This window comes from Carboxydocella thermautotrophica (assembly GCA_003054495.1).
Classification (GTDB): Bacteria; Bacillota.
The window spans coordinates 1239368-1263710 of record CP028514.1 but is presented as its reverse complement, the minus strand read 5'-3'; the positions used below and the strand labels follow the sequence as shown (position 1 = coordinate 1263710).

Sequence of the window (24343 nt, the reverse complement as noted above, 5' to 3'; positions counted from 1 at the left end):
ATCAACCCTCCTCAAATTTGTGCAGCTTTTTTCATTTCCTTCAGGAAATTAAGCCGCTCTTTTTCCTGTTTCAAAACCGTTTTTAGTCTTTTAATAAATTCTCTTTCCGTCCTGGGCAGTTGCTCAATATAGTAAGAAAACCCTAGCTGCCAGAAATCCTGCGGATATTGCCAGAAAGCCACCAGAATTTTTTGTTCTGCTTCTGTAAGGCCATTTAGTTCAGCATAATAGTTGAGAATTTTTTCAGCCGATCTGATTTTCCAGTGATTTTTCTTCATTACTCTGATAACCAAACTCCCAAAATCATGTAAGTGAAGATCATACAGGCAATAGTCAAAATCTATAATATGAGCTTTTCCCTGGTACAAGAGCAAATTATGATGAGCAAAATCATGATGGCAAAAAGTTCCTTTTGTTTTTTCCTTCTGACAATAAAGATAGTAGTCCGTTTCTTCCAGGCGGGAAATGGCCTCTTCCCCCTGAGCGATATAATATGCCAGATAATGCTTATACAACCGGTCAAACTCACTAAGTCTGTCTTTTTTTTGTAACTGTTGCTGAAAGTTCCTTAAATCATGTAATCGATTTTTAAAATAAGCTGGCCAGCGTCCCAAGTGAATCCGGCCAGGATAAGGATTATGAGGGTAAAAACCCTGTCCTGCCAAACGCAATGCAACCAAGAGATCGACAGCGGCCTTAATATGTTCCCATTTTTCATAACTTGCTTTTTTACCATTTAACCAGGGAACTGCAAACCAAATCCCACGCTGGTGGTCAGGTACCCAGCCCTTTCCCTCGTTGGTCTGCTGAATAGGGGGGAAATATTCAAATCCTTTTTTCCTCAAGTGTTCACTGACCTGCCAGATAAAGCTAAACTCTTCTGGTGGATATTCAACCCATTTTATGCCCCAGATACCATGACGCTCGGTATGACAGCGCCAGATTCGCCGTATTTTTTCTACTCTGGTAACTTTGAAGCCATAGGCTTGAATTACATACTCAGGAATCACTGGCAATCCCCCCATTTAACAGCCACCACCTCTGATGCACCGCCGGGATTTTGACCGGCTGGGCTGGTAATACTGGGATATAATAAGAATTGCCAAAGAAATTGAATTTCTTAGTACCATCCTTTAAAATCAAACTGATTTGAAAAGTTGAAAAGGGCTGAAGAGATGTCGTACCTGCTGCATAATTAGAGGCCAGTGGTTTAACCCTTTCAGTATTAATTTTTAGTTCCTGAACAGACCAGGTAGAGGGCCATTCCGCCTGCCAGCCGTCCTGGTAAAAAATTAGCTGGAGTTTCTCTGATTTTCTTCCCCAGAAGATTACAGACCAGTACATAATGACCACCTCAAAAATAACGCCTGTATTCCGAATTTCTAACCAGTTTTACCATTTCTTTTACTTCCTGGTCTTTATCTTTGGGGCATATTAAAATCACATCATTTGTTGCAATCACGATCAGGTCTTTGATACCGATAGTGGCCAGCAGCTGGTTTTCTGTAACTAGAATACAGTTACTGGTATCAAGACCCAGGTGTTGCCCCATTACCACATTTCCTTCATCACTAACGGGTAAAACACGGCCTAGAACACTCCAGCTCCCCAGGTCATCCCAGCCAAAATCAGCGGTTAAAACCAGCAAGTTATCAGTTTTTTCCATCACCCCGTAATCAATTGATACTTTAGGCAGAGGTCGATAAACTTTTTTAATAATCTCTGTCTGCTGAGGAGTACCCCAATATGGAATTACCTGATTGAGAGCTTGATGTACCTGAGGCAGGTAGCGTTCCAGGGACCGCCACATAACCTCTGCTCGAAAAATAAATATTCCAGCATTCCAGAAAAAATTTCCCTGTTCCAGATATTTAATGGCAGTATCTAAGTCCGGTTTTTCCCGAAAACTCTTTACCTGCCAGACCCCCTCTCTCTGTTCCTGCCCCAGTTCTATATAGCCATAAGCAGTTTTCGGTTCACTGGGTTTTATGCCGATAGTGATTATCCAGTCGCCTTTTCGAGCCCACTCTATACCTTCCTGGACAGTTTGAAGAAACTTTTCCTCATCCGCTACAAAGTGATCAGATGGCAGCACCACCATTACTGCCTCAGGATTCACCCGGTAAATATAACTTACCGCCAGGCCTATACAGGATGCTGTATCCCGCCGAACTGGTTCCACCAGCAAATTGCTGAACAGGCACTGGGGCAATTGATTGATTACTGTTTGTACATAGTGTTTGTTGGTAACTACCAGAATCTGATTGCGATTAAGAATTCGGTTGACGCGATTAAAGGTAGTTTGCAATAGACTGTTATTGCCGAACAGGGGCAAAAATTGTTTAGGAAATCGCGAACGGCTTTTGGGCCAAAACCTTGTACCCGTCCCGCCAGCCATTATCACAGCATAAGTATCCATTTCTCTCCTCCTCCTTAGCCGAGGTATTCCATTATATGCCTTCCTCGGGCCAGGAGTGACAAAAGCCCAGGTACTCAGGATAGAACTAAACCGATTTCCCTTTCCCTGATAATTTGCTGTAAAAACTCCCGCTTGAGCCGGTCCAGTTCAGCTTCTTCCTGTAACTTAAGCATAAAATTGCTTTCATCCAGCACTACTTCGGTCTGATATTTCCGGAAAAGCCGGTACTTACGCATGGGAAAAGCCAGATATGCTACCAGTACTTTCCATTCCTCTCCTTGTAAGGGACGATAGGCATCATAAATATCCAGTAACAATTTTCCAACATACAGATCCCATTTATATTTGGGTAAATAACGGCTTAACAATCGTGCTAAATCAAAAACCTGCAATTCTCTTTTGATGGGCTCCTCTTTGACAATAAACATGCCTGTTTCCTTGACGCGTAAAAGGGCACTTTCCCCATAAGCACCATGGGCGAAAACTCCCTCTTTTTGCGCATTATCCCTCAGACTTTCCAGATTAATCTGTTCCCACAGTTGAGAACAAACTTGCAAGTCCCCGAGAAATTCCCCGCTATTACGGACTGCTCCCCAGTCCTGAAGTCTTTTCCCCCGTTGAACTAGCTGGTCTTTAAATTCTCCCCAGAAAATGCCTTCATCTTCAGTACAAGTTAAGCCACACGCTGCCTGGTGAAACTGGGCCAGGGTTTTTACTGCCAGATCCAGCTGAGGTAGCTTGTCAAAATCACACTCTCTGCCATCACGCCAATCGGTTAGATACCAGTAGTCTTTTCCCCACTGGACATAGGGCTCTCCATATTTAGTCAAAATAAAACGATTTATTCGCCTAAAGCCCTGTTTAGCCAGATGTTCAGTGGCCCTGCGCACAAACTTAATTCCCGCCAGTTCCCCGTTATATTTTTTTAAATGTTTTGGTCCTTTTTCGGTCATTATCTTATACCCTGTTTCGGATTTTTTAATTTTCTTAAGCTGACGCAAATTGTATTCATGTAAGACTTCATGAACAATCAGTTCTTCATCCTTTTCCTCCCAGTACATCCGATCACCCCCAAAGTCCATTAACCAATTTTTCAATAAATATTTCTCTTTTTTCCTCAAAATGAGCCAGCGATTCATAGCGAGCAAAACCCAGAGCTATTTTCCTTGGAATAATCAATGCTGCCTGCAACAATGAAATCTCTTCATCTCGTATATTTCTGCATTCTATGTAGTCAGACCAGATCTCCAGCAGCACTTCATCCTGCCACTGCCACATCCAGCCATTCAATTCCAGCCAGCGGGCAATCTCCAGTGGCGGGATACAGCAACATATCCCGGCATAGTTGTTAAATATAGCTCCTCTGTCGCCAATACTCCAGGAAATTTGACGATAATCATCTATTCCAGGACAATTTTGGGCCAGCAGTTTTTGCCAGTAATTTTTAATTTCCTGCCTGTTAGCAATTTCCGCAGCCCTGGCTGCCTTTTCAGCCAGAGCTATAACTCCTTTAGCTTTCTCCCACCAGGGCTGAGGTATTTTTAACTTTTCCTGACAAGTCCCCTCGGCAGCATGCATAACTTTTTCATGCCACTCAGCCAGAGTCTTCGTCATTTTTCTGCGCTGCTCTGCTTTTTGCCAGTCAGCCGGAACAATTTCTTGCCAGTCGGTTAAAAAAAATATATCCCCACTCTCACTTTTTCCCCAAAAACTGCCAAAACGATCCTGCCAGGGCTTAATGAGCCAGTTCGGCCTTAAGGTACCGGTAGACTCCAATATTTTGAGCAAGTCATACTGGTTAACCAGTAAATATTTTTTACCCTTATCTGTCAGCAACTTATAACCTGCTTCTCTCTTTTCCCAATCGACTATTTCCAGATCATAATCGCTCCCGATTGCTGACAATTCCTTTTCCAGCACTGGCTGTCCCTCCCTTTACCCTCATACCTGTCCCTTTTCTCATGTTTATGCCAAAGGCAAAAAAAATAGCCCTGATTCCGCAGAATCAAGGCTTTTCCAGTTGAAATTTGTTATGCAAGGCCAGTACCGCCAGTTTGACATCACTGGCTCTAATAATGCAGGAAATTTTTATCTCAGAAGTGGCAATCATTTCTATATTAATGCCTTCCTCAGCCAGTGCTTCAAACATTTTGGCTGCCACCCCGGGATTGGAAACCATTCCTGCTCCGACTATGGATACTTTTGCTACATCTTCATCGTAAGTGTAGCCTTTAGCGCCTAGCAAGGAACAGGCCTGCTCCACTGCAGCCAGGGCCCGGGACAAGTCATCATGGGCACAGGTAAAGGAAATGTCATTGGTGTCATTCCTGGTCGCACTCTGGATGATCATATCTACATTGACATTTTGTTCTGCCAGTAACTGAAATAGAGTTCTGGCAACCCCCGGCCGGTCTGGCACATCAAAAATAGCTATTTTGGCTACATTTAAATCATGGGCTATACCGCTTACAACCCTTTCCTTTTCCATGGTACTCTCCCTCCTGACTATTGTCCCGGGCTCATGATTAAAGCTGGAACGGACATGAATTGGCACATCATAGTTTTTAGCAAACTCCACTGCCCGAGGCTGCAATACTACCGCCCCCAAACTGGCCAGTTCCAGCATTTCATCGTAGGAAATATCCGCCAGCTTTTTGGCCTGGGGTACAACTCTGGGGTCAGCAGTATAAACCCCGTCAACATCAGTAAAAATTTCGCAGACATCTGCTTTTAAAGCAGCCGCTAGAGCCACCGCGGTCGTATCTGAACCACCCCGGCCAAGAGTGGTTATCTCGCCATCCTCATTTAACCCTTGAAAACCAGCAACCACTACAATTTTGTTATTAGCCAGTTCTTCCCGAATTCTCTGGGTCAAAACCTTTTTAATTCTGGCTTTATTAAAAACATTATCAGTTCTAATCCCTGCCTGGGGACCAGTTAAAGAGATAGCTGCTACCCCTTCCGCCTGAATTGCCATGGCCAGCAGGGCAATGCTGATTTGTTCCCCGGTGCTCAGCAGCATATCCTGTTCCCTGGGATCTGGGTCCAGGGTAATTTGTTTCATCAGGTTCAATAATTCATCGGTTGTATCTCCCATCGCCGATACAACTACAACCACCTGATTACCTTCCCGGAAACATTCCACGGCCCGGCGGGCTACTCTTTTAATTCTTTCTGCATTCGCTACAGAACTTCCGCCAAATTTCTGGACGACCAACGCCACCCCGAACACCTCTCCTATCTAAATTTCTAAGTTTCAATCCATACCCCTCTGTTTGCAGGACTTAACAAATAAGCATCTGAACTAATCCCCTTCTTTTTTAATGCTTCCTTCACCGCTTCTGCCACTTGCTGCTTGCGTTCCGGCGCAACCAGGGCCAGAATTGTGGGCCCTGCCCCACTCAAGGCTGTACCATAAGCTCCAGCTTCCTGGGCAGCGGCCAGGGCTTCATTCAGCCCCGGGATTAATGGCATGCGGTAGGGCTGATGCAACCGGTCGGTCATAGCCACCGCCAGTTTATCCCAGGCTTTTTGAGCAAAAGCGCCCACCAGCAATGCTACCCGATTGACATTAAATACCGCATCCGCAAATGAAACCGTCCGCGGTAATACCTGTCTGCTCACTTTAGTCGCCAGCAAATATCTGGGGACAACTGCTATCGCTGCCAGTTCCTCAGCAGGCACTTCCCATCTCAACCATTCCACTCTATTTTCAGTTTTAACGGCGACTACGCAACCACCCAGTAACGCCGGTGCCACATTATCCGGATGCCCCTCCAGAGTCGTTGCAATTTCCAGCAAATCCTGCCTGGTAAAAGGTTCACCTAACAGCAAATTCCCCGCTACCAGACCAGCCACTAGCGCTGCTGCACTGCTTCCCAGTCCTGCCCCACCAGGTATCTTGTTCAAGAAAAAGACGTTCAAGCCTGGCATTTTCTGCTCGCATCTTACGAAGATTTCCTGACAGGCTTGCAAAAACAGATTATTTTCCGGTTTCTTTAATTCTTCCGCGCCCCAGCCTTCAATTTCCAGTCTAAATTCATTTTTCGCATTTAATTCAACCCTGATTTCATTGTATAAATTCAAAGCCAGGCCAATGCAATCAAAACCCGGTCCCAGATTAGCAGTCGTAGCCGGCACGCGGATTGTGAACACTAAACTTCCTCTCCTTCCACTCTGATAACATTGGCAATCTCTTCTACTGTAGTCATGGCACCTATAGTCCGCAAAGCCTGTCGCACATTCCCCTCTTTGGTATAATGGGTTACCAGTACCAGCTCAGCCTTATCACCGATGGTTTCTTTTTGAATGACTGTACGCAAGCTTACTTCTTCCTGGCCAAATACACTGGCGATAGCCGCTAGTACCCCTGGTTTATCCAGGACACGCAGCCGAATGTAATATTTCCCTTCCATCTCCTGGATCGGAATAATTTCCTTTTGTTCATAACAGGTGCAGGAGATCCTGCCGCGGTTGCCCAGATTGATATTGCGGGCTGCATCCATAATATCCGCAACTACCGCACTGGCCGTAGGCAACTCTCCCGCTCCCCGGCCATAGAACATGGTATCGCCTACTGCATCACCACGAACGAAAATAGCGTTAAAGGCATCATTAACCGCAGCTAAAGGATGATACTGGGGAACCAGGGCCGGATGTACCCTTACTTCTACCCGACCTTCATGCTCTTTGGCTACACCCAGCAATTTTATCACATACCCCATTTCCCGCGCGTAGGTAATATCCTTGGCAGAAATCCGGGTAATACCCTCGACATATACCTGGTCAAAGGTAATTCTGGTATGGAAGGCTATAGAAGCAAGTATCGCCAATTTACGGGCTGCATCAAATCCCCCTACATCAGCAGTGGGATCAGCCTCAGCATATCCCATCGCCTGGGCTTCTCGTAATACTTCTTCATAATCTGAGCCTTCCTGGGTCATCTTGGTCAACATATAGTTGGTAGTACCATTGATAATTCCCATAACTTGACTGATATTATTGGCAGCCAGGCACTGTTTTAGTGGTCTAATAATGGGTATACCACCACCAACACTGGCTTCAAACAACAAATCAACCCTGGCAGCATCGGCTTCAGCAAAAAGTTCCTGACCATGCTGAGCAATTAAATCCTTATTGGCAGTTATTACACTTTTGCCGTTTCGCAATGCCTGTAATACCAGCTCTCTGGCTAGCTCAGTACCACCCATGACTTCAACAATAATATCAATCCCAGGATCATTTACCAGCTGCCAGGGATCAGCTGTAAATAAATCCTGAGGCGCCGATATTTGTCTGGGTTTCTTGAGATCACGCACGGCAATACCGGCAATTTCCAGGCCAATTCCTACCCGCTGTATCAGTTTTTCCTGGTTGGTTGTTAAAATCCGGTAGACTCCACGACCGACAGTGCCAAAGCCAATTATTCCGATTTTTACTGCTCTTTTTTGCAAAATAACCCCTCCCCTTAGTTCTGTCCTACCACTTCTACACTGCGGACACCTGCAATGTTTTCAATAGTGCGCACCAGGCCATCTACATCCTGCATCATTTCCGCCGTCTCAAGACTAATGGTTACATTGGCCATTCCCTGTAGTGGTAGATTCTGGTTTATGGTCAAAATGTTCCCTCTTACGCTGGCAATAGTGTTTAACACATTCGACAAAATACCAGCTTTGTGTTCCAGCAATAATGCCAGAGTGACAATTTTACCGCGACTGGCTTCATAGAATGGAAAAATCCCATCCTTATACTTGTAAAATGCACTTCGGCTCAGGCCAACCTTTTCTACAGCTTCATGAACAGTACTGGCCTCACCCCGGGCCAGAATCGCTTTCGCCTGGGCAGTTTTTCTAATCGCTTCCGGCAAAATGTCCTCATGAACTAGATAAAACTTTTTCTCTCTACCCACTCTCCTCGTCCTCCCTTTCTGTCTTTCTCTCACGGAATGATGAACCTATATGAAAGACATTATATACAAAGATATAAATTATGCCAACTAATTGAGTGATGGTTATAGAGAAATATCTTTACTCTATACTGTTTTTCAGCTTATTTCTCCGTTTTTTATACAGGAAAACTTTTTTTACGACTGGCATAGATTATTAATACCGCGGCAATGGGGTCGTTCGGTAAGATACCGGATGACTTTTTTATTTAGGGACAAGGAGGGAGTCGCATGTGTGGAATCTCTGGCTGGATTGACTGGGAGGCCGATTTAACCCAATCAGCAAATATATTGCAGCGTATGGGTAATACCCTGACTGCCCGTGGTCCGGATGAAGAAGGCTATTATTTCTCTTATTCTGCAGCACTGGTACACAAACGCCTGGTGGTAATCGACCCGACAGGTGGCAAACAGCCCATGCAACGCCTGGAAAAAGGTCAACACTTTGTGCTGGTCTATAATGGTGAATTGTATAATACTGAAGAAATTCGCTCAGAGTTGCTTGCTGCTGGTTATCGCTTTTTCTCCTATTCCGATACCGAGGTTCTTTTGCTGGCTTTTATTCACTGGGGTGCTGCCTGCCTTGACAAACTCAATGGTATTTTTGCCTTTGCAGTCTGGAATGAAACCACGCGAACTCTTTTTCTGGCCCGGGATCATCTGGGGGTAAAACCTTTATTCTACTACCCCCTCGCATCTGGATTGCTATTCGCTTCGGAACCCAAAAGTATCCTTGCTCACCCGGCAGTAAAACCAGTGCTTACAGCAGAAGGACTGGCGGAGATTTTTCTGATCGGCCCTGCCCGTACCCCGGGTTATGGTGTTTTCAAAGGTATGTATGAATTAAAACCAGGACATTATCTGGTTTATAGCCCTCAAGGTCTTGAAGTTCAACCTTACTGGCAGCTAACCAGCTTCCCCCATCAGGACAATCTGCTGGAAACTTCAGCACGGGTCCGTTCTTTATTTATCGATGCAGTACAAAGACAGTTGATTTCTGATGTACCAAGATGTACGCTTTTATCCGGGGGCCTGGATTCTACCGCTATCACAGCCATTGCCGCCCGTACTCTCACCCAGAAAGGGGAGGAATTGCAGACTTTTTCAATTGATTATTGTGGTAATGACCAGTATTTTCAACCTTCTAGCTTTGTTCCCGATGATGATAACCGCTGGATTAAAATTGCCAGTGAACACTATAATACCAGCCACCACCGGGTTTTACTGCACTCAGAAGATCTCTATAATGCTCTTATACCAGCATTAACAGCACGAGACTACCCCGGCATGGCAGATATTGATTCATCATTACTGCTGTTTTCCCAGGAAATTAAAAAGCGAGCCACTGTTGGTCTCTCAGGCGAATGCGCTGATGAAGTTTTCGGTGGCTACCCCTGGTTTCATCGCCCCGATGCTATCCAGGCTAATACATTTCCCTGGTCATTGAACCTGGATTTAAGAACAAAACTGCTAAAACCTGGCCTGCTCCCCAAACTAAAACCCTACCAGTATGTAAATGAGCGCTATCAAGCGGCCCTGGCTGAAGTTCCGCGTCTGGCAGGTGAAAGCCCTGAGGCTGCACGTTTGCGCGAGATAGCTTACTTGAGCCTGACCCGCTTTATGCCCACTTTACTGGACCGCAAAGACCGAATGACAATGGCTGCCAGTTTGGAAGTGCGGGTGCCCTTTTGTGATCATCGTCTGGTGCAGTATGCCTGGAATATACCCTGGGAGCTCAAAAATTATGGCGGTCAGGCCAAGGGTATTCTCCGTCTTGCTTTAAAAGATTTATTGCCTGAATCAATTTTAAACAGAAAGAAAAGTCCCTACCCCAAAACCCATAATCCCGGATACTATCAACTGGTCAGAACAGATCTCTCTCAGATCCTGGCCAGGAAAACAAGTCCACTCAGAGAAATTGTTGATCTGGATTATCTCTCCTTTTTACTGGAACAGGATCCGGGGCGTTTTAGTTACCCCTGGTTCGGTCAGTTAATGAATTTGCCCCAGCTGTTTGCCTATTTGATTCAAATTAACTACTGGCTGGAACATTACCGGATTCAGCTGGAAGTATGAAAAAACAGGGTCGGCCCAGCAAGCCGACCCTGTTTTTATACAATAATACAAATCAGGCCACCACTACCATCATTGACCACCCTCTGCAAAGTTTCCTGGAGTTTGACTCGGGCACTTTCCGGCATCCTTTGCACCTTATTTTGTATTCCCTCCCTGACTAGATCATGCAATGTCTTGCCAAAGATTTCTGATTGCCAGATTTTTCTGGGGTCAGTTTCATATTCTTTCATCATGGATTGTACCAGATCCTCACATTGTTTTTCGGTTCCTATAATGGGGGTTATTTCAGTGGCAATATCCGCTCTGATAATATGCAAGGAAGGAGCGCTGGCTTTCAGCTTGACGCCAAATCGATTGCCCTGCCTGATCAATTCCGGTTCCTGCAGATTCATTTCATCCAGACGCGGTGTAACCACACCATAACCAGTAGATCTTACTTCTGCTAAAGCTTCCGCTACTTTATCATATTCCCGTTTTGCCACTGCTAGATCCTGCATTAAACGTAAAATATCATGCTCTCCCTCAATTTCAAATCCAGTTACTTCCTTTAACACTTGCAGGAACAAGTCCTCCCGGGCTTCCATGTCCACTGTAGCAGCACCAGTTCCCATATCCATTTCCCTCAGCGCTACTCCAGCCACAAATTCATGTTCCCCCAGTGCCTCCACTGCCCGATCCACGTCTCGCAGGCGCTTTATATAACGCACTGCATCCCGAACAGCGCTTTCAAACTTTTCCCTTAACCAGTGATTGGGGGGTAATTCCTCAATCCAGCGGGGTAAATTAATATTTACTTCATTAACCGGGAACTCAAACAGTAACTCCTGCAGGATATTGATAATCTGCTCCTGATTCAGCTCTGCACAATCTACCGGTAAAACCGGAACATCAAATTTACTGGCAAGTTCCCGGGCCAAATCCTGGGCCTCGGCCCCATGGGGCCTGGTGCTATTTAATAGCACGACAAATGGTTTTCCCAGTTCTTTCAGTTCAGCAATAACCCTTTCCTCTGCCTCCTCGTAGGCATAGCGCGGCAAATCAGTGATAGTGCCATCAGTCGTTACCACTATCCCGATGGTGGAATGGTCAGTAATCACTTTGCGAGTACCGATTTCAGCTGCTTCCTGAAAGGGAATCGCTTCTTCCGACCAGGGAGTATGCACCATTCTGGGCCCTTCGTCCTCCTCATAGCCCAGGGCTCCTGGTACCGTGTAGCCCACACAGTCTACAACCCGCATTTTTACCTTAACACTGCCGCCAATGTTGATTTCGATTGCTTCATCAGGAATAAATTTGGGTTCAGTGGTCATAATTGTCCGTCCAGCCCCCGATTGAGGCAACTCATCCCGGGCCCTTTCCTTGTCATAGACATTTTTGATATTGGGGATGACCATAAGTTCCATGAATCTTTTAATAAAAGTGGATTTACCCGTACGGACAGGACCCACCACCCCCAGGTAAATATCGCCATTGGTTCTTTCGGCGATATCGTGAAAGATGTCTATCCTCTCCATAACCACGCCTCCCTCCTCCTGTTACAATTTTCCTGCCAGTTTAGACAGGCAGGTTTTAACACTAAAAATATATTTGATGTGGACAAAAAAAATGACGACATACAATGATTTAGTCGTCATTTTCCCAGAATCGCCTTGTGTTGCTTTTTTTGCTGGTACATTAATTCATCAGCTGTTCGCAGCATGTCCTCAGGAGTAAAATCATTTTGATATTCTACCAGTCCATAGCTCAGTCCAACTTTATAGTCCACTGCTTGCTTAAAAGCATTTTGCAAGCGCTCCATAATCTGCTCTCCTTCTTTTCTGCTTACTTCTGCCAGCAGCAGGGCAAATTCATCACCTCCATAGCGAAAAGCAAAATCCACATCAATGCGAAGCTGTTCCTGGCAAACAGAACCAAAAGTCTTAAGGACCTGGTCACCAGCCAGATGACCAAAGGTGTCATTGTATTGCTTGAAACAATCAAGATCGATCCAGGCCAGTACGAAAGGACGCCCATAGCGGCGAGCCCGCTGCACGAATTCTCGCAACTTCAAATGTAAGTATCTTACATTATAGACACCAGTTAAATCATCTATAATGGCTTTATGATACAATTCGCGATTTAACCTTAACAACTCTTCTTTTTTGTTTTTTTCCCGCCACCAGGCCCACTGGGCCAGTGCTGCCCAGATTGATAACGCCGGCACCAGCCAGACAACCCAACCTATTAATTCCATCACAACCAACCTCTCCTATTGTTTGAGCATATTTTCTCTATCTTAATAGATGGTATCATATAACAGTATCAGCTGGCAAGGGATTTTTCGCTACAATTTTCGACAAAAAGCAAAAAAAGTAAACGCCTGCATTATAATATGCAGGCGTCTTTACCTCAGTTACGGTTCCACCCTGGTGCGGAATTTGAGAGCACCATTATTATATTCCATGATTACCGCACTCTTAACCGGGTTATGTTGTGCATCTAAGGTAATGGTTCCGGTTACACCTTTAAAGTCTTTGGTAGCAGCCAGGGCATCCTTGATTTTGACAGGGTCAGGAGTCCCAGCAGTTTTGATAGCTTCAAACAACACTTTGGCAGCATCATAGGCCAGAGCAGCCAGAGCATCCGGTTCCTGACCATACTTGTCCTTGTATTTCTTGACAAACTCCTGTACCACCGGAGAAGTATCCATAGTGGTATAGTGGTTGGTAAAGAAGACATTGGTCAGTGCGCTTTTGCCAGCGATTTCTAACAGCTTGGGGGAATCAAAACCATCTCCGCCAACGATAGGTTGGGTAAGCCCCAGTTCCCGGGCCTGACGGATAATCTTACCTACTTCCTCATAATAAGCAGGGACATAGATTACATCAGGATTCTTAGCCTTAATTTTGGTCAGGGTAGCTTTAAAATCGGTATCCTTGGCGACAAAAGCCTCTTCGGAAACAATTTCACCACCCAGTTTGGTAAATCCACTCTTAAATGCTTCTGCCAGCCCCTTGGAATAGTCACTGGATTGGTCGACATAGATAGCTGCTTTTTTCGCCTTCAGGTCATTGAAAGAGAAGCGGGCTGCTACATCACCCTGGAATGGGTCAATAAAGCAGGTCCTGAAAATCCAGTCTCTGGTTTTGTTGGTTGCAGGGTCCACAGTTACCTTGGGGTTAGTCGCCGAGGAGGTAACCAGCGGAATCTGGTTCTGAGTTGCTACCGGTTCTGCTGCCAGCACATTGGAACTGGCAACCGGGCCCAACACTGCCACTACTTTGTCCTGGGTCACAAGTTTGGTCATGGCATTAGTGGCTTCAGCAGCATCGCTCTTGTTATCTGCTGTGACCAGTTCAATCTTTTTGCCATTCACACCCCCTGCCTGGTTAAATTCTTCCAGTGCCAGCTTAATCCCGTTTACACTGGAATTCCCGAAAGTGGCAATGCCTCCGGTCAGCTCATAGTTAGCTCCTACCTTAATTACATCTCCGCCCGCAGCACTGTTATCCTGGCTTTTGGCGGTCGGCTGGTTGCTACTGCCGCTGCCACAACCTGCTAAAAGCCCTACCCCCAGCAGAGCCGCCAGAGCAGCAGCCATTGTTTTGCGTACCTTCATTCCTGATCTCTCCTTCCGTACTGCTGTTGTAGATTATGATTTGCAATTCGCTATTATTCTACAACACTATTTGTCTCTCTGTCAAGAACAAAAAAAGAGGCATTTAAGCCTCTTAAGCTCTACTTTTACCAGTGCTGGTTTAAAACCACCTCTTCCATCTCATGGGTTTTACCCCTTTGCATCAGTCTGGCTACTCCTTCCCGGGGGTCTGCTCCAGCAAACAGCACCTGATAGGCCTGTTCCGTGATAGGCATAGAAACCCCAAGGTTCTGAGCCAGACTTCTAGCTACTTTACAGGTGCGCACCCCTTCAACTACCATTTTGATTTCAGCCAGAGCTTCCTCCAGTTTCTTGCCCTGCCCAATCAATATTCCGGCTCTTCTATTGCGGCTATGTAAACTGGTACAGGTGACAATCAAATCACCAACCCCTGCCAGACCAGCAAAGGTTAAAGGTTGAGCACCTAAAGAACTGCCCAGACGAGCTATCTCCGCCAGACCCCTTGTCATCAGTGCAGCCTTGGTGTTGTCCCCAAAACCCAGTCCATCCGAAATACCTGTACAGAGGGCAATGATGTTTTTCAAGGCCCCCCCCAGCTCCACGCCGACAACATCGGGATTGGTATAAACGCGAAAAGCAGGAGACATGAACAAATCCTGCGCAGCTTCAGCTGTTTCCCGTTTGGCTGCCGCTGCCACCACTGCTGTGGGTATTTCCCGCCCTACCTCTTCGGCATGACTGGGCCCTGATAAAACCACAATTTTATCCCGAAACACATCCGGCAATTCAGAAGCAATTACCTGACTTAAACGCAAGAAAGAGCCTTCTTCTAGACCTTTGGCGGTATTGACTATTAATCTATGTTGTTGTGGTTTTAAAAAACCGGCGACCCTTTTAATAGTTTCCCTGACCGCATGACTGGGCACGCCCAGGACAACCGCTTCCGCATCAGCCAGGGCCAGTTCTAAGTCCGCCGTCAACCGCAATTGAGGTGGCAAACTAACACCGGGCAGATAGCTGCGATTCTCCCGATATTCCAGCATCTCCTCTATTTGCTGCTGACGACGGGCCCACATAGTTACCTCTTTCCCATTCCGGCTTAATAGAACCGCCAGGGCTGTAGCCCAGCTGCCGGCCCCAATAACCGCTACCCTCATGGTGCTAATCCCTCCTCTTTCCACTGCGACCAATCCGGTTTTCTGTCCCTGTACGCAAACGCTGGATATTGCTCCTATGCCGCCAGATAACAATACTGGCGCCAATTATACCAAAGATGCGAACTGCCCAGGATGGCTCAAACATCAAGAGCAGGAACGGGGTACAGGCTGCTGCTATTAATGAGGCCAGTGAAACATAGCCACTTATGTAAAGAATAGCACCCCAGATCCCTAAAGCCAGCAAGGTAATAGACGGATTAAGGGCAAAAAGTACCCCACCACCTGTGGCTACAGCTTTACCTCCTTTGAACTGTAAAAACACCGGATAGGTATGGCCCAGAACTGCTGCAATCCCCAGTGCTACTCCCCAGGCCGGTCCTCCCCAGAGTTTGCCCAGCCAGGCAGCTACTGCCCCCTTGGCAAAATCACCTGCAAAAGCTATAAGCCCGGCTTTCCAGCCCAGTGTTCGCCAGGTATTGGTAGCTCCGACATTCCCACTGCCATAGTTGCGGATATCGATTCCGGCCACAGCTCTGGCCACCACATAGCCAAAAGCAACAGACCCTAGAACATATGAAGCGATAACCAGGATAATTCCTAACCACCAGTTCATTCTTTTTCCTCCTGCCGGTTACGGGGAATAATCCGTATGGGAGTACCCTCAAAGCCGAAAGTCTGACGTAACTGATTCTCAATATATCTCTGATAGGAGAAATGCAATAATTCACTGTCATTTACAAATAACACAAATGTAGGCGGTTTAACAGCTACCTGGGTAGCATAAAGGATTTTCAACCTTCTACCCCGGTCTGAAGGCGGTGGATTCAGATAAGTGGCTTCTCTGATCAGGTTATTCAAAATACTGGTAGCAATTCGCATATTTTGTTGATCTGCTACAAATTTTACCAGTTCCAAAATCTTGGCCACTCTTTTCTTGGTTCTGGCAGAAACATAGATGACCGGAGCATATTGCATAAAACCAAGACCTTCTCTCAATTTCTCCGTATAACGCAAAGCCGTTTTATCATCTTTTTCCACCAGGTCCCATTTGTTTACCACCAGGATGCAACCTTTGCCACTTTCATGGGCATAACCGGCAATTTTCTTGTCCTGCTCTGTCAATCCCTCTACCGCATCTATTACCATCAGGACTATATCACTTCGATCCACTGCCCGCAAGGATCGAATTACAGAATAGCGTTCCACTACATCTGCGATTTTGCCTTTGCGTCTCATACCGGCAGTATCGATGATAATGTATTTTTGGCCATCCCGTTCCAGGGCAGTATCAATAGCATCGCGAGTAGTCCCAGGCACATCGGAAACTATAACCCGTTCTGTCCCCAGCAAAGCATTAACCAGAGAAGATTTGCCCACATTGGGTCGGCCTATGACAGCTATTTTTATTACATCATCATCTTCTTCCTCCCCTTCTGTCGGTGGAAAGTGTTTCACCACTTCATCCAGTAAATCCCCAATATTATAGCCGTGGGCTGCCGAGATCAGAATAGGTTCCCCTAAACCAAGGGCATAAAACTCATTGTACTGTTCAGTGTGATCAAAATTGTCCACCTTGTTCACTACCAGTACCACTGGTTTATTGGCCCGGCGCAGCATATTGGCTACTTCTTCGTCATTGATGGTCAGACCTTCCTTTCCATCAACTACAAATAAAATAACGTCTGCCTCCTCCATGGCCAGCTGGGCCTGGTGTTTCATCTGATTGGCAATTTCATTTTCGATCCCGGAAAATTCAATACCACCAGTATCAATTACAGTAAAAGCATGGTCTAACCAAACCGCATCCCCATAAATCCTGTCTCGCGTAACTCCAGGTATATCTTCAACAATAGCCAACCGGCCACCCACCAGCCGGTTGAACAATGTGGATTTGCCTACATTTGGCCTCCCCACTATGGCTACAATTGGTTTACTCACCTGTCAACCACCTCTTTATCATAACTACTAAATCTTCCCCGTTACTACTGATAACTTCAACCTTCACTCCAGCTTTATCTGCAATTTCATCTACAGTCATTCCATCCAGGGTAACCATCTCTCCACGTCGAAAGATAATATCAGGCAGAAAAACCACATCCACATTTTGCGATTCAGATAAAGCTGCTAATATATCTTCCCCGGTTAACAATCCGGTAACCGTCACTGTTGGGCCAAAAAAACGGTTCGGGACAGCCAGAACCTCAAATTTTGCCCCGGTAATTGCCTCCGCCTCTGCGGCAACCTGCTGCAGTACCCTTGCAAAAGAAACCCCCGTGATCCACAAAGCTTTCCTGCTCTTACCCTGTTTTTTGGGCAGTTCCTCTTTTGAGTCCTCCCAGTTATCAAGAAATGTCCTGACCAGGCCAACCCCGTTTTCCAACTGGGGAAAATCCTCATAACGTTCATTCTCAGGAATGGATCGCCCTGCCATTAAATAAAACTCATCGGCTGCATATACTAGATAGCAATCAAACTCCTGCCGGTTCTTTTCCTGCCAGCGCTCTACCTGGTCAATTAAGTTTGCGGCCTCTTGAGAGGTAAAGGTTCTTAATTTTGCTAATCCATTGCGATGGGCTGTCAGCCCGACAGGAACAACCGCAATAGACTGAACCTGGGGATATAAACTTACCAGATCAGCAACAGTCTTGTCCAGCTCTTCCCTGTCATTGTAATCAGGTACACAAACAATCTGGGTATGAAGCTCGATTCCGGCAGCTGCTAATCGCTGCAATTGTTGTAATACCTGCCCCGCTTTCCTGTTACCCATCAATTCCTGTCGCAATTCCGGGTTAGTCGTGTGTACTGAAACATAAAGCGGACTTAAATGTAGTTTTTCAATGCGTTGTAAATCTTCTTCTCTTAAATTGGTTAAGGTAATAAAATTCCCATGCAATACCGAAAGACGGTAATCATCATCTTTAACATATAAACTTTCCCGCATCCCTGGCGGCATTTGCTCCACAAAACAAAATTTACAACGATTGGCGCAACGTCTAATCCCATCGAAAACTGCGCTTTCCAGCTCTATACCCAGGTCTTCATTCCATTGTTTTTGTACAGAAAGAGTAAAAATTGCCCCACTTCGTTCAATAGTTAAGCTCAACTTTTCCTCGGCCAGAGCGAATTGCATATCGATTAAATCCCTGACCGCCTCACCATTAACTGCTAAGATCCGATCGCCTGGTTTAAGCCCTATCCGTTCTCCAAAACTTTCAGTCTGGACACTGGCAATAACAGCTGCTTGTGTCATATTCCACCTCAACACTATAAATCACTCTATTCATTATTAACCATCGCAGCCAGGAAGTCAAGGGAAATGCCAGTTATGCCCCAGGCCAGCCAGAAACTTCTTACTACGCGGCAAGCTAAAACCCGGTCAACAGTAATATTTGCTCCGTTTTTTAGAACCCATTTTTTTGTTTCTGTAATCGGTACCAGCTTTTTTACCTGCTCAACCTTGTTGACAATTTGCCAGTAAAAAGTTTGTATCCCTCTTATAACTATTGGTCTACCCAATCTTTCCCAGTGCAATCTCCGGGAAGTATAACCACCTACTACCATTAACCAGTTGACATATGGTAAGGCATCCACCAGTAAATATTCCTCCCTGGTTATGCCTGCTGCCTGAGCAGCCAGATGGATTAAGTCATTCAATTGGTGGCCAAGATTGCGTTTGCCCAAAACATATATTTCCCTTTGTTTATCATCAATCCCAAAGAAAAAAAGGCGCCCGTGGTCATGTTCCCAGGTCCCATCAAATAAAGGCAGTTCCAGCAACTCCTTTTCTCCGGGGACCCTGGTGTTGTCCAGCAGCCCCAGATGCAGGGCAGCTGCTACAACTGATGAATGGGCGCCACCATAACAGTTATAGATTATCTTCACTCTCTTTTTTCCCCACCCTTATTCTCTTTCTTTTTTAACCCCAGGGCACTGGCCAGTTCCCGGGAAGCGAAGTTCCGCAATCTATCCCAGGTAGCTGCCCCAGAGCCGGTCGCTAACAGCAGAAAACCGATACCAGCTGCAATCACCAGTACAATCGCCAGAAAAGCCCCCGTCCAGGAGCCGCGGTTTTCATCACTCAAGCTTAGAGATTTATCAGGGGCAGCTGCACCCGGAGGCGCTGCTCCTGGACCGGTAGTAGTACTTACCCCAACGACCCGGGGTACAGCATCAGCAAACAATTTTACGCCTTCCTGAGCCTGAATTCGGCTATTAGTATGAGATCCAACTTCGATCAAGATTGCCCGTGGCGATAGGTCCTGGTTGTAGTTTCCTTTGGCAATAAAAATGCCTTCTACTAGACCGGGACGGTGTTTATCGAGATATGCTTTAATATTTTTGGCAAAGGTCAGGTTTTCCCCTTTGCGAGGATTTCTGCGTCCCACGACTAGCTTGATCTGCGTAACGTTTTTGCCGTTTATTTTAGCCTGATAAACATCGGGCGGAACAGCATCCCGATGCACATCCACCAGTGCGACAGGGTTTAGCTTTAACAATTCTGTAGCAGTTCTGCGCGAGCGATGATAGGCATTAGCATCATGGGGATCATGTTTGCGCAGACTTTGAACTACATTAAGGCCAATTTGTTTCATTGCAGCTGCATAGGCTTTCCCGACTTTGTAAATCCCGCCATTGCCATATATACTGGACCGACCATCGGTTGGTACATACGATTCATCACTATGACTGTGATAAATAGCTATCAACGGTTTTTTACCACCACCCGCTTGAGCTGGCAAGCTCATCGGTTCATCCCAGGCTGGATTATAAGCCAGCTTTTCCTGCCCAATGTATTTTAATTTAACAACATCACCCTCGATCTTCTCTACTCTGTAATGCTTATTGTCATCCGCAATGTATTCATCTCCGACAAAAACTGGCAGGGCAGTCATATGAATGGTTTTCCCCTGCTCATCTTTAAAGATGTAATATCCTGATTCCCGCTCTGTCTCATCACTGCCACTCAATAAATTTAATGGTTGAAAGACTGGAACTTTGCTGTTCATAGCTAGCCATTGTCCTAAAGTCCCATTGTCCCGGGCATAAATCAAACCTAAAGTCAGAAGAAGGGATACCAAACCACCAATTGCCAGCAGCCTATTATTTTTGTTGCTCATCTTTTTCTCCCCCTTTCTTCTGGTCAGCCCCCAGCATACTGGCCATTTCCGGGGTCTTAAGTCCTGCTATCAACTCAGGATCTCGGTTTTCCCGGGCCGGTCCTCCTTGCAGCCGTTCCCTGGTTTCACCTATCAATTCTGCCAGCAAAGCGGCCAGTACGCCGGCCAGTATATACGTATCAAAAGCACCTGCCCCACCAAAACTGACAAATCCGCTTCTACCCTTAGCATAATACCAGACCAGCTGGAAAACATCTGCCAGCATTAACCCCAGTATGGCAGAGATAAAAGCTGAACGCCGGGAGCGTCCTACAACATAGGCTAATACACCCGCTACCAGGGGATAAAAGTAAATAGGATCCATAAACATTGTCTCCGGCTCTGTACCCCCTAAAAATACCGTAGAGAAACTGATTGCAATGGCAACTGCCACAGCTGCTATTAAGGCTCTAAAGATTTCCTTGCCTGTACCCGCTTTTCCCAGTACATAAATTGACAACCCCAGTGGTACCAGCGCTCCACCTACATTCACATCTACTCCTACTAGTCCTCTTGCTACCGGAATTGTAATAAAACTACCAATGATCATTAAGCCGATGACCACCAGTGCCTGTCGGTCAGTGAGCCGCATTCTGTCCAGAATCCGGTGCGCCAGACCAAAATAAATTAACAAAGAAACAATTACTAGAACCAGGGTACCAATCGGCAATCTAGCCACAATATCATCTCCTTTCCTTACTCGTACCATAACATAATTTGCCCTTATTCAGCCTCAGTTATACAGCAATAAAAAAAGTGGGTACTATTACCCACCTAAAAACTTTTTATATCCACCAGCCAGACTCCTGGCTTCCTTATAGCCCTGCATCACCAGAAACATCACTGCATATATCGACTGAACCCCGCCATTACAATACACCACCAGTGGCCGCTCTCTATCCGGAAACAATTCCTGAAACCGATCTGGTAAATCCTTTAACAAGCATTGTTTAGAGCCCGGTAAACCGTTTTGGGCATGTTCTTCTGGTTGTCGTAAATCCAGAAAGTAGGCTTGTTTCAGCCATTCCTGGTTTTTTATTTTATCCGCCAGTACATCAGCTTTGATTAAATAAAAATCCTTAGGCATGGAACGAAGAAATTGCTTTGCATCCATACACATCACCAGCTCTTAACTTCTGCCACTCAGCGGTTTTTCCTGTAATCACTTTGGCGGCAGCTTTTAAATGGGCTGGGCTGGAAACGCCAGTTAGCAAACAGATTATTTTAAGCTGCCGCTGCCATTCCTTGATTTCATTTGCTAAACCTTCAAGACCATTATCCAGATATGTTTTCAAAAAATGCCCGGCTACTCCAACCGCTTCTGCTCCAAGAGCCAGGGCTTTGGCCCAGTCCAGGGGGGTTAGGATACCTCCACTGGCCCAAAGGTGACCCTGGTTCCCACAAACCGCCAAACACTCCAGCAGCGCCCATGCTGTAGGCAGCCCCCAGCTCAGCTGTAACCGAACAGGCAATTGGGCCCGTCTGGCTTCAATAGCAAGGAAGTCCGTTCCTCCGCTGCCGCCAACATCAAAATACTCCACTCCAACTTCCTTCAGTCTTAAAACCGTTTCCCGACTCAGCCCACAGCCTGTCTCTTTGACGATCACAGGCACCCATGATTTTTTTACCAGCTGCTCGATATTGTTTAGCCATTGGGTAAACTTCCTGTCCCCTTCTGGCATCATCAATTCCTGAGCAGCATTCAGATGGACTTGCACACCCTGGGCTCCAATCATCTCAATAGCCTTAAGGGCTAAATCCCAGGATACACCAGCCCCCACATTGGCAAAAACCAGTCCCTCTGGGTTTTCGGTTCTGATTACCTGATAGGTTTTGACCAGTTCCTCATTATATAGAGCGGCATGCTGACTGCCCACTGCCAGGCCGATACCTGTTTCAGCAGCAACCAGTGCTAAATCTCTATTTATTTTTTCACTAGCCGGATGACCGCCAGTAATAGCAGTTATAAACAATGGAGCCTTGCAAATTTTATCAAGAAAACACCAGGTAGTATCAATTTCATCCCAGTCATTAACCGGTAGAGCCTGATGAATCAGATGAACATCTTCAAAACCGGTATAATGCGGGTTATATTCTTCCTTAAACAACTGGATATGTTCCTGTTTGCGCTGTGAACGCTGGTTGTTCAAATCCCGGACCTCCATTGATTATATTTTCCAGAATGGTACGATCGGCAGGAGCAAGTTCCAAATCAAGCGCAGCTTTAGGACTAAACCAACCAATAGCCTGTCCTTCCATGCCTTGTGGCTCTCCTGCCTGCAACTGGCAATGATAGACCAGTAGTAAAACAACCCTATCTTCATAACGGTGCCAGACTACCGTAGCCAGACCTAATATGTGAATATCAATATTCAGCTCTTCTTTAATCTCTCTTTTTAACCCTTCCTCCGGCGCCTCATCAATTTCCAGTTTACCGCCGGGAAATTCCCACATTCCAGCCAGGTGGCTGCCTGGCCGTCTCTGGGCCAGCAGAAGTTCGCCTTCCCGCCAGATAGCCGCTGCCGTTACCACTATTCTCTCCAACCCCCGTACCTCCTTATAAGTTCATGGCAAGATAAAGACCAGCAAATCCACAAATCAGTCCAAAGCTAAAAGAAAGGAAAATATATAAAAAGGCAATCGAATATTTACCTTGTTTTAATAAAGAAATAAATTCATAATTAAGAGTGGAATAAGTAGTAAAACTGCCTAAAAAACCAGTACCAAAAGCAAGCACCACAGTTAATGGCAAATAATTTTTATAACCCAGAACAAGCCCCAGGGCAAAAGAACCTGAGAGGTTAATAACCATCGTGCCCAGGGGCAAGTCTCCCTGCCACCAGCGATTAACCCACTTGCCCAGCCAGTAACGGGAAAGCGCCCCTAAGGCCCCGCCAATTGCTACTAACAGCCACATTTTCATTCCTTTACTCCTTCTCCCTTAAGGTCTGGCCCGTAGTAGTTTCTGCTATAAACCAGCCCAGAAAGCCAGCAGCTGCTGCCAGAAAAGCAGTCATCAAAAGATAAGAAAATGCTGTTAAGTAATTGTGCTTTAAAAGTAAAGCAACATTTTCCAGCATAAAAGTGGAAAAAGTAGTGAAAGCACCAAAAAAACCAGTTGCAATCCCAAGACGCCAGTGAGCAGCTAACCCCCAGCTAGTTAAAGATTTTTGCAAGAAGAACGCCAGGCCAAAGGAACCCAGCAGATTTACAATTAAAGTCGCTGTGGGTATACCGATGATAGAAAAGCCCTGTGCCAGCTGGTTAACACCATAGCGAGCAACAGCACCTAGTAGCCCTCCCAAAGCTATCGCCAGTAGGTCTTTCACAATTGCCACCTCCTAGCGAATAACGCTAACTGGACATGGTGCCTGATAAAGCAAGCGATGACTGACACTCCCCAGGACCATGCCTTTTATATTGCTCAATCCCCGGCCACCAACTACGATATGATCAAATCCCTCAGTTCGAGCATATTTGCTCAGCATTTCTGCCGCATCCCCTTCCAGGACACAGGTGGAAATTTTAATCCCCTTTTGGTTAGCCATGTTTTCTGCCTGGGCCAGGGTTTTGCTGGCTTTCTCTTTTAAAAAAGCATTATATTGTTCAGGGGAAAGGCCAGCAAACAAAGCCAGATCCCGACTAAATCCTACAACACAAACGGCAGTTAGTTTTATTTCTGGCTTTAGCACTGCTAATTCCAGGGCAAATTCCAGAGCCTTAAAACTATGGCTCGAACCATCCAAACCTACTAATATTTTCGACAACATCTCTATCCCCTCCCTGAAGTTATTGTATTATTATCTTTTCCCAAAGTCAAAAGGTCCGGCTTACTGGCCGGACCTTTGATTGCAACTGCCGCAGGCTCCACTGCAGCTACCAATCTGGATTAATACTTTGGCACAACGGGGACACTTCATTTCATTACCCTTTAGTTTAAAACCACACTGTGGACAGGTGTTAGAGATAATATTACATTCATGAGCCATA

At 45.9% G+C, this 24343-nt stretch carries 27 protein-coding genes; 1 reads left to right on the top strand and 26 read right to left on the bottom strand.

All coding sequences use genetic code 11. The features are described from left to right. Window positions 1–11: 11 nt before the first annotated feature. The 9 genes from CTH_RS06315 to CTH_RS06275 form a co-directional block, all read right to left on the bottom strand. On the bottom strand, window positions 12–1025 hold the full coding sequence (locus tag CTH_RS06315) for a CotS family spore coat protein (protein ID WP_107753349.1): 1014 nt from the start codon (window positions 1023–1025) through the stop codon (window positions 12–14). Beyond that, the gene (locus CTH_RS06310) at window positions 1000–1344 is read right to left on the bottom strand and encodes a hypothetical protein (protein ID WP_078666217.1); all 345 of its coding nucleotides are present in this window, start codon (window positions 1342–1344) and stop codon (window positions 1000–1002) included. The genes CTH_RS06315 and CTH_RS06310 overlap by 26 nt, the downstream gene beginning before the upstream one ends. 10 nt (window positions 1345–1354) lie before the next feature. Continuing rightward, window positions 1355–2419 carry a mannose-1-phosphate guanylyltransferase gene (locus CTH_RS06305; RefSeq protein ID WP_078666216.1) on the bottom strand — a complete coding sequence of 355 codons (1065 nt, stop codon included), beginning with the start codon at window positions 2417–2419 and terminating at the stop codon, window positions 1355–1357. Between the two features lie 74 nt (window positions 2420–2493). Further along, window positions 2494–3480, bottom strand: coding sequence for a protein kinase family protein (locus tag CTH_RS06300; protein ID WP_078666215.1), 987 nt, complete (start codon window positions 3478–3480; stop codon window positions 2494–2496). A 4-nt stretch (window positions 3481–3484) separates the two neighbouring features. Further along, window positions 3485–4339, bottom strand: a complete 855-nt coding sequence (locus CTH_RS06295) for a hypothetical protein (RefSeq protein ID WP_107753347.1) — start codon at window positions 4337–4339, stop codon at window positions 3485–3487. Between the two features lie 85 nt (window positions 4340–4424). Continuing rightward, window positions 4425–5642 carry an aspartate kinase gene (locus CTH_RS06290; protein ID WP_078666213.1) on the bottom strand — a complete coding sequence of 406 codons (1218 nt, stop codon included), beginning with the start codon at window positions 5640–5642 and terminating at the stop codon, window positions 4425–4427. Window positions 5643–5668: 26 nt separating this feature from the next. Next, window positions 5669–6574, bottom strand: a complete 906-nt coding sequence (gene thrB, locus CTH_RS06285; protein WP_078666212.1) for a homoserine kinase — start codon at window positions 6572–6574, stop codon at window positions 5669–5671. Beyond that, window positions 6574–7872 (bottom strand): homoserine dehydrogenase, encoded by a 1299-nt coding sequence (locus tag CTH_RS06280; RefSeq protein WP_078666211.1) that lies wholly within the window; start codon window positions 7870–7872, stop codon window positions 6574–6576. Before CTH_RS06280 ends, thrB begins: the two co-directional genes overlap by 1 nt. 14 nt (window positions 7873–7886) lie before the next feature. After that, entirely contained in the window at window positions 7887–8330 is a 444-nt protein-coding gene (locus CTH_RS06275) for an ACT domain-containing protein (RefSeq protein ID WP_078666210.1), read from the bottom strand. Window positions 8331–8597: 267 nt separating this feature from the next. On the opposite strand from CTH_RS06275, the gene asnB reads away from it, so the two are divergent. Next, window positions 8598–10442: an asparagine synthase (glutamine-hydrolyzing) gene (gene asnB / locus CTH_RS06270; protein WP_078666209.1), complete on the top strand. Its 1845-nt coding sequence runs from the start codon at window positions 8598–8600 to the stop codon at window positions 10440–10442. Window positions 10443–10477: 35 nt separating this feature from the next. On the opposite strand, the gene spoIVA is transcribed toward asnB, so the two are convergent. The 17 genes from spoIVA to CTH_RS14120 form a co-directional block, all read right to left on the bottom strand. Further along, window positions 10478–11956 carry a stage IV sporulation protein A gene (gene spoIVA / locus CTH_RS06265; protein ID WP_078666225.1) on the bottom strand — a complete coding sequence of 493 codons (1479 nt, stop codon included), beginning with the start codon at window positions 11954–11956 and terminating at the stop codon, window positions 10478–10480. Window positions 11957–12072: 116 nt separating this feature from the next. Beyond that, entirely contained in the window at window positions 12073–12675 is a 603-nt protein-coding gene (locus CTH_RS06260) for a GGDEF domain-containing protein (RefSeq protein WP_242952065.1), read from the bottom strand. A gap of 159 nt (window positions 12676–12834) precedes the next feature. Further along, window positions 12835–14040: an ABC transporter substrate-binding protein gene (locus tag CTH_RS06255; RefSeq protein ID WP_078666207.1), complete on the bottom strand. Its 1206-nt coding sequence runs from the start codon at window positions 14038–14040 to the stop codon at window positions 12835–12837. A gap of 125 nt (window positions 14041–14165) precedes the next feature. Then, window positions 14166–15197 carry an NAD(P)H-dependent glycerol-3-phosphate dehydrogenase gene (locus tag CTH_RS06250; protein ID WP_078666206.1) on the bottom strand — a complete coding sequence of 344 codons (1032 nt, stop codon included), beginning with the start codon at window positions 15195–15197 and terminating at the stop codon, window positions 14166–14168. A gap of 4 nt (window positions 15198–15201) precedes the next feature. Continuing rightward, on the bottom strand, window positions 15202–15810 hold the full coding sequence (gene plsY, locus CTH_RS06245) for a glycerol-3-phosphate 1-O-acyltransferase PlsY (RefSeq protein ID WP_078666205.1): 609 nt from the start codon (window positions 15808–15810) through the stop codon (window positions 15202–15204). Then, entirely contained in the window at window positions 15807–17135 is a 1329-nt protein-coding gene (der, locus tag CTH_RS06240; RefSeq protein ID WP_107753345.1) for a ribosome biogenesis GTPase Der, read from the bottom strand. The genes plsY and der overlap by 4 nt, the downstream gene beginning before the upstream one ends. Next, window positions 17128–18447, bottom strand: a complete 1320-nt coding sequence (locus CTH_RS06235) for a DUF512 domain-containing protein (RefSeq protein ID WP_107753343.1) — start codon at window positions 18445–18447, stop codon at window positions 17128–17130. The genes der and CTH_RS06235 overlap by 8 nt, the downstream gene beginning before the upstream one ends. 26 nt (window positions 18448–18473) lie before the next feature. Further along, entirely contained in the window at window positions 18474–19079 is a 606-nt protein-coding gene (locus CTH_RS06230; protein ID WP_078666202.1) for a DUF3189 family protein, read from the bottom strand. Further along, window positions 19076–20314 (bottom strand): stage II sporulation protein P, encoded by a 1239-nt coding sequence (gene spoIIP / locus CTH_RS06225; protein WP_078666201.1) that lies wholly within the window; start codon window positions 20312–20314, stop codon window positions 19076–19078. Before spoIIP ends, CTH_RS06230 begins: the two co-directional genes overlap by 4 nt. Next, window positions 20298–21032 (bottom strand): DUF1614 domain-containing protein, encoded by a 735-nt coding sequence (locus tag CTH_RS06220; protein ID WP_078666200.1) that lies wholly within the window; start codon window positions 21030–21032, stop codon window positions 20298–20300. The genes spoIIP and CTH_RS06220 overlap by 17 nt, the downstream gene beginning before the upstream one ends. Window positions 21033–21119: 87 nt before the next feature. Next, window positions 21120–21467, bottom strand: a complete 348-nt coding sequence (locus CTH_RS06215) for a rhodanese-like domain-containing protein (protein ID WP_159071858.1) — start codon at window positions 21465–21467, stop codon at window positions 21120–21122. After that, window positions 21433–22503, bottom strand: a complete 1071-nt coding sequence (gene fni, locus CTH_RS06210) for a type 2 isopentenyl-diphosphate Delta-isomerase (RefSeq protein WP_174183023.1) — start codon at window positions 22501–22503, stop codon at window positions 21433–21435. Before fni ends, CTH_RS06215 begins: the two co-directional genes overlap by 35 nt. Then, complete coding sequence (locus CTH_RS06205) at window positions 22454–22897, bottom strand: (deoxy)nucleoside triphosphate pyrophosphohydrolase (protein WP_078666255.1); 444 nt, start codon at window positions 22895–22897, stop codon at window positions 22454–22456. Before CTH_RS06205 ends, fni begins: the two co-directional genes overlap by 50 nt. A 13-nt stretch (window positions 22898–22910) precedes the next feature. Continuing rightward, entirely contained in the window at window positions 22911–23276 is a 366-nt protein-coding gene (gene crcB / locus CTH_RS06200; protein WP_079932984.1) for a fluoride efflux transporter CrcB, read from the bottom strand. A gap of 4 nt (window positions 23277–23280) precedes the next feature. Further along, complete coding sequence (gene crcB, locus CTH_RS06195; protein ID WP_107753339.1) at window positions 23281–23682, bottom strand: fluoride efflux transporter CrcB; 402 nt, start codon at window positions 23680–23682, stop codon at window positions 23281–23283. Between the two features lie 12 nt (window positions 23683–23694). Continuing rightward, window positions 23695–24123 (bottom strand): universal stress protein, encoded by a 429-nt coding sequence (locus tag CTH_RS06190; RefSeq protein WP_078666257.1) that lies wholly within the window; start codon window positions 24121–24123, stop codon window positions 23695–23697. A gap of 60 nt (window positions 24124–24183) precedes the next feature. Next, window positions 24184–24342 (bottom strand): hypothetical protein, encoded by a 159-nt coding sequence (locus tag CTH_RS14120; RefSeq protein WP_159073828.1) that lies wholly within the window; start codon window positions 24340–24342, stop codon window positions 24184–24186. Window position 24343: the final 1 nt, after the last annotated feature.

Bases quoted from the DNA above. Each gene is read 5' to 3' on its own strand.
- plsY (WP_078666205.1), bottom strand. From the start codon at position 15,810: ATGAACTGGTGGTTAGGAATTATCCTGGTTATCGCTTCATATGTTCTA.
- CTH_RS14120 (WP_159073828.1), bottom strand. From the start codon at position 24,342: ATGGCTCATGAATGTAATATTATCTCTAACACCTGTCCACAGTGTGGT.
- CTH_RS06300 (WP_078666215.1), bottom strand. From the start codon at position 3,480: ATGTACTGGGAGGAAAAGGATGAAGAACTGATTGTTCATGAAGTCTTA.
- CTH_RS06190 (WP_078666257.1), bottom strand. From the start codon at position 24,123: ATGTTGTCGAAAATATTAGTAGGTTTGGATGGTTCGAGCCATAGTTTT.
- spoIVA (WP_078666225.1), bottom strand. From the start codon at position 11,956: ATGGAGAGGATAGACATCTTTCACGATATCGCCGAAAGAACCAATGGC.
- CTH_RS06255 (WP_078666207.1), bottom strand. From the start codon at position 14,040: ATGAAGGTACGCAAAACAATGGCTGCTGCTCTGGCGGCTCTGCTGGGG.
- CTH_RS06215 (WP_159071858.1), bottom strand. From the start codon at position 21,467: ATGGATGCAAAGCAATTTCTTCGTTCCATGCCTAAGGATTTTTATTTA.
- CTH_RS06305 (WP_078666216.1), bottom strand. From the start codon at position 2,419: ATGGATACTTATGCTGTGATAATGGCTGGCGGGACGGGTACAAGGTTT.
- CTH_RS06260 (WP_242952065.1), bottom strand. From the start codon at position 12,675: ATGGAATTAATAGGTTGGGTTGTCTGGCTGGTGCCGGCGTTATCAATC.
- spoIIP (WP_078666201.1), bottom strand. From the start codon at position 20,314: ATGAGCAACAAAAATAATAGGCTGCTGGCAATTGGTGGTTTGGTATCC.
- crcB (WP_079932984.1), bottom strand. From the start codon at position 23,276: ATGAAAATGTGGCTGTTAGTAGCAATTGGCGGGGCCTTAGGGGCGCTT.
- CTH_RS06315 (WP_107753349.1), bottom strand. From the start codon at position 1,025: ATGGGGGGATTGCCAGTGATTCCTGAGTATGTAATTCAAGCCTATGGC.
- asnB (WP_078666209.1), top strand. From the start codon at position 8,598: ATGTGTGGAATCTCTGGCTGGATTGACTGGGAGGCCGATTTAACCCAA.
- CTH_RS06310 (WP_078666217.1), bottom strand. From the start codon at position 1,344: ATGTACTGGTCTGTAATCTTCTGGGGAAGAAAATCAGAGAAACTCCAG.
- CTH_RS06235 (WP_107753343.1), bottom strand. From the start codon at position 18,447: ATGACACAAGCAGCTGTTATTGCCAGTGTCCAGACTGAAAGTTTTGGA.
- CTH_RS06250 (WP_078666206.1), bottom strand. From the start codon at position 15,197: ATGAGGGTAGCGGTTATTGGGGCCGGCAGCTGGGCTACAGCCCTGGCG.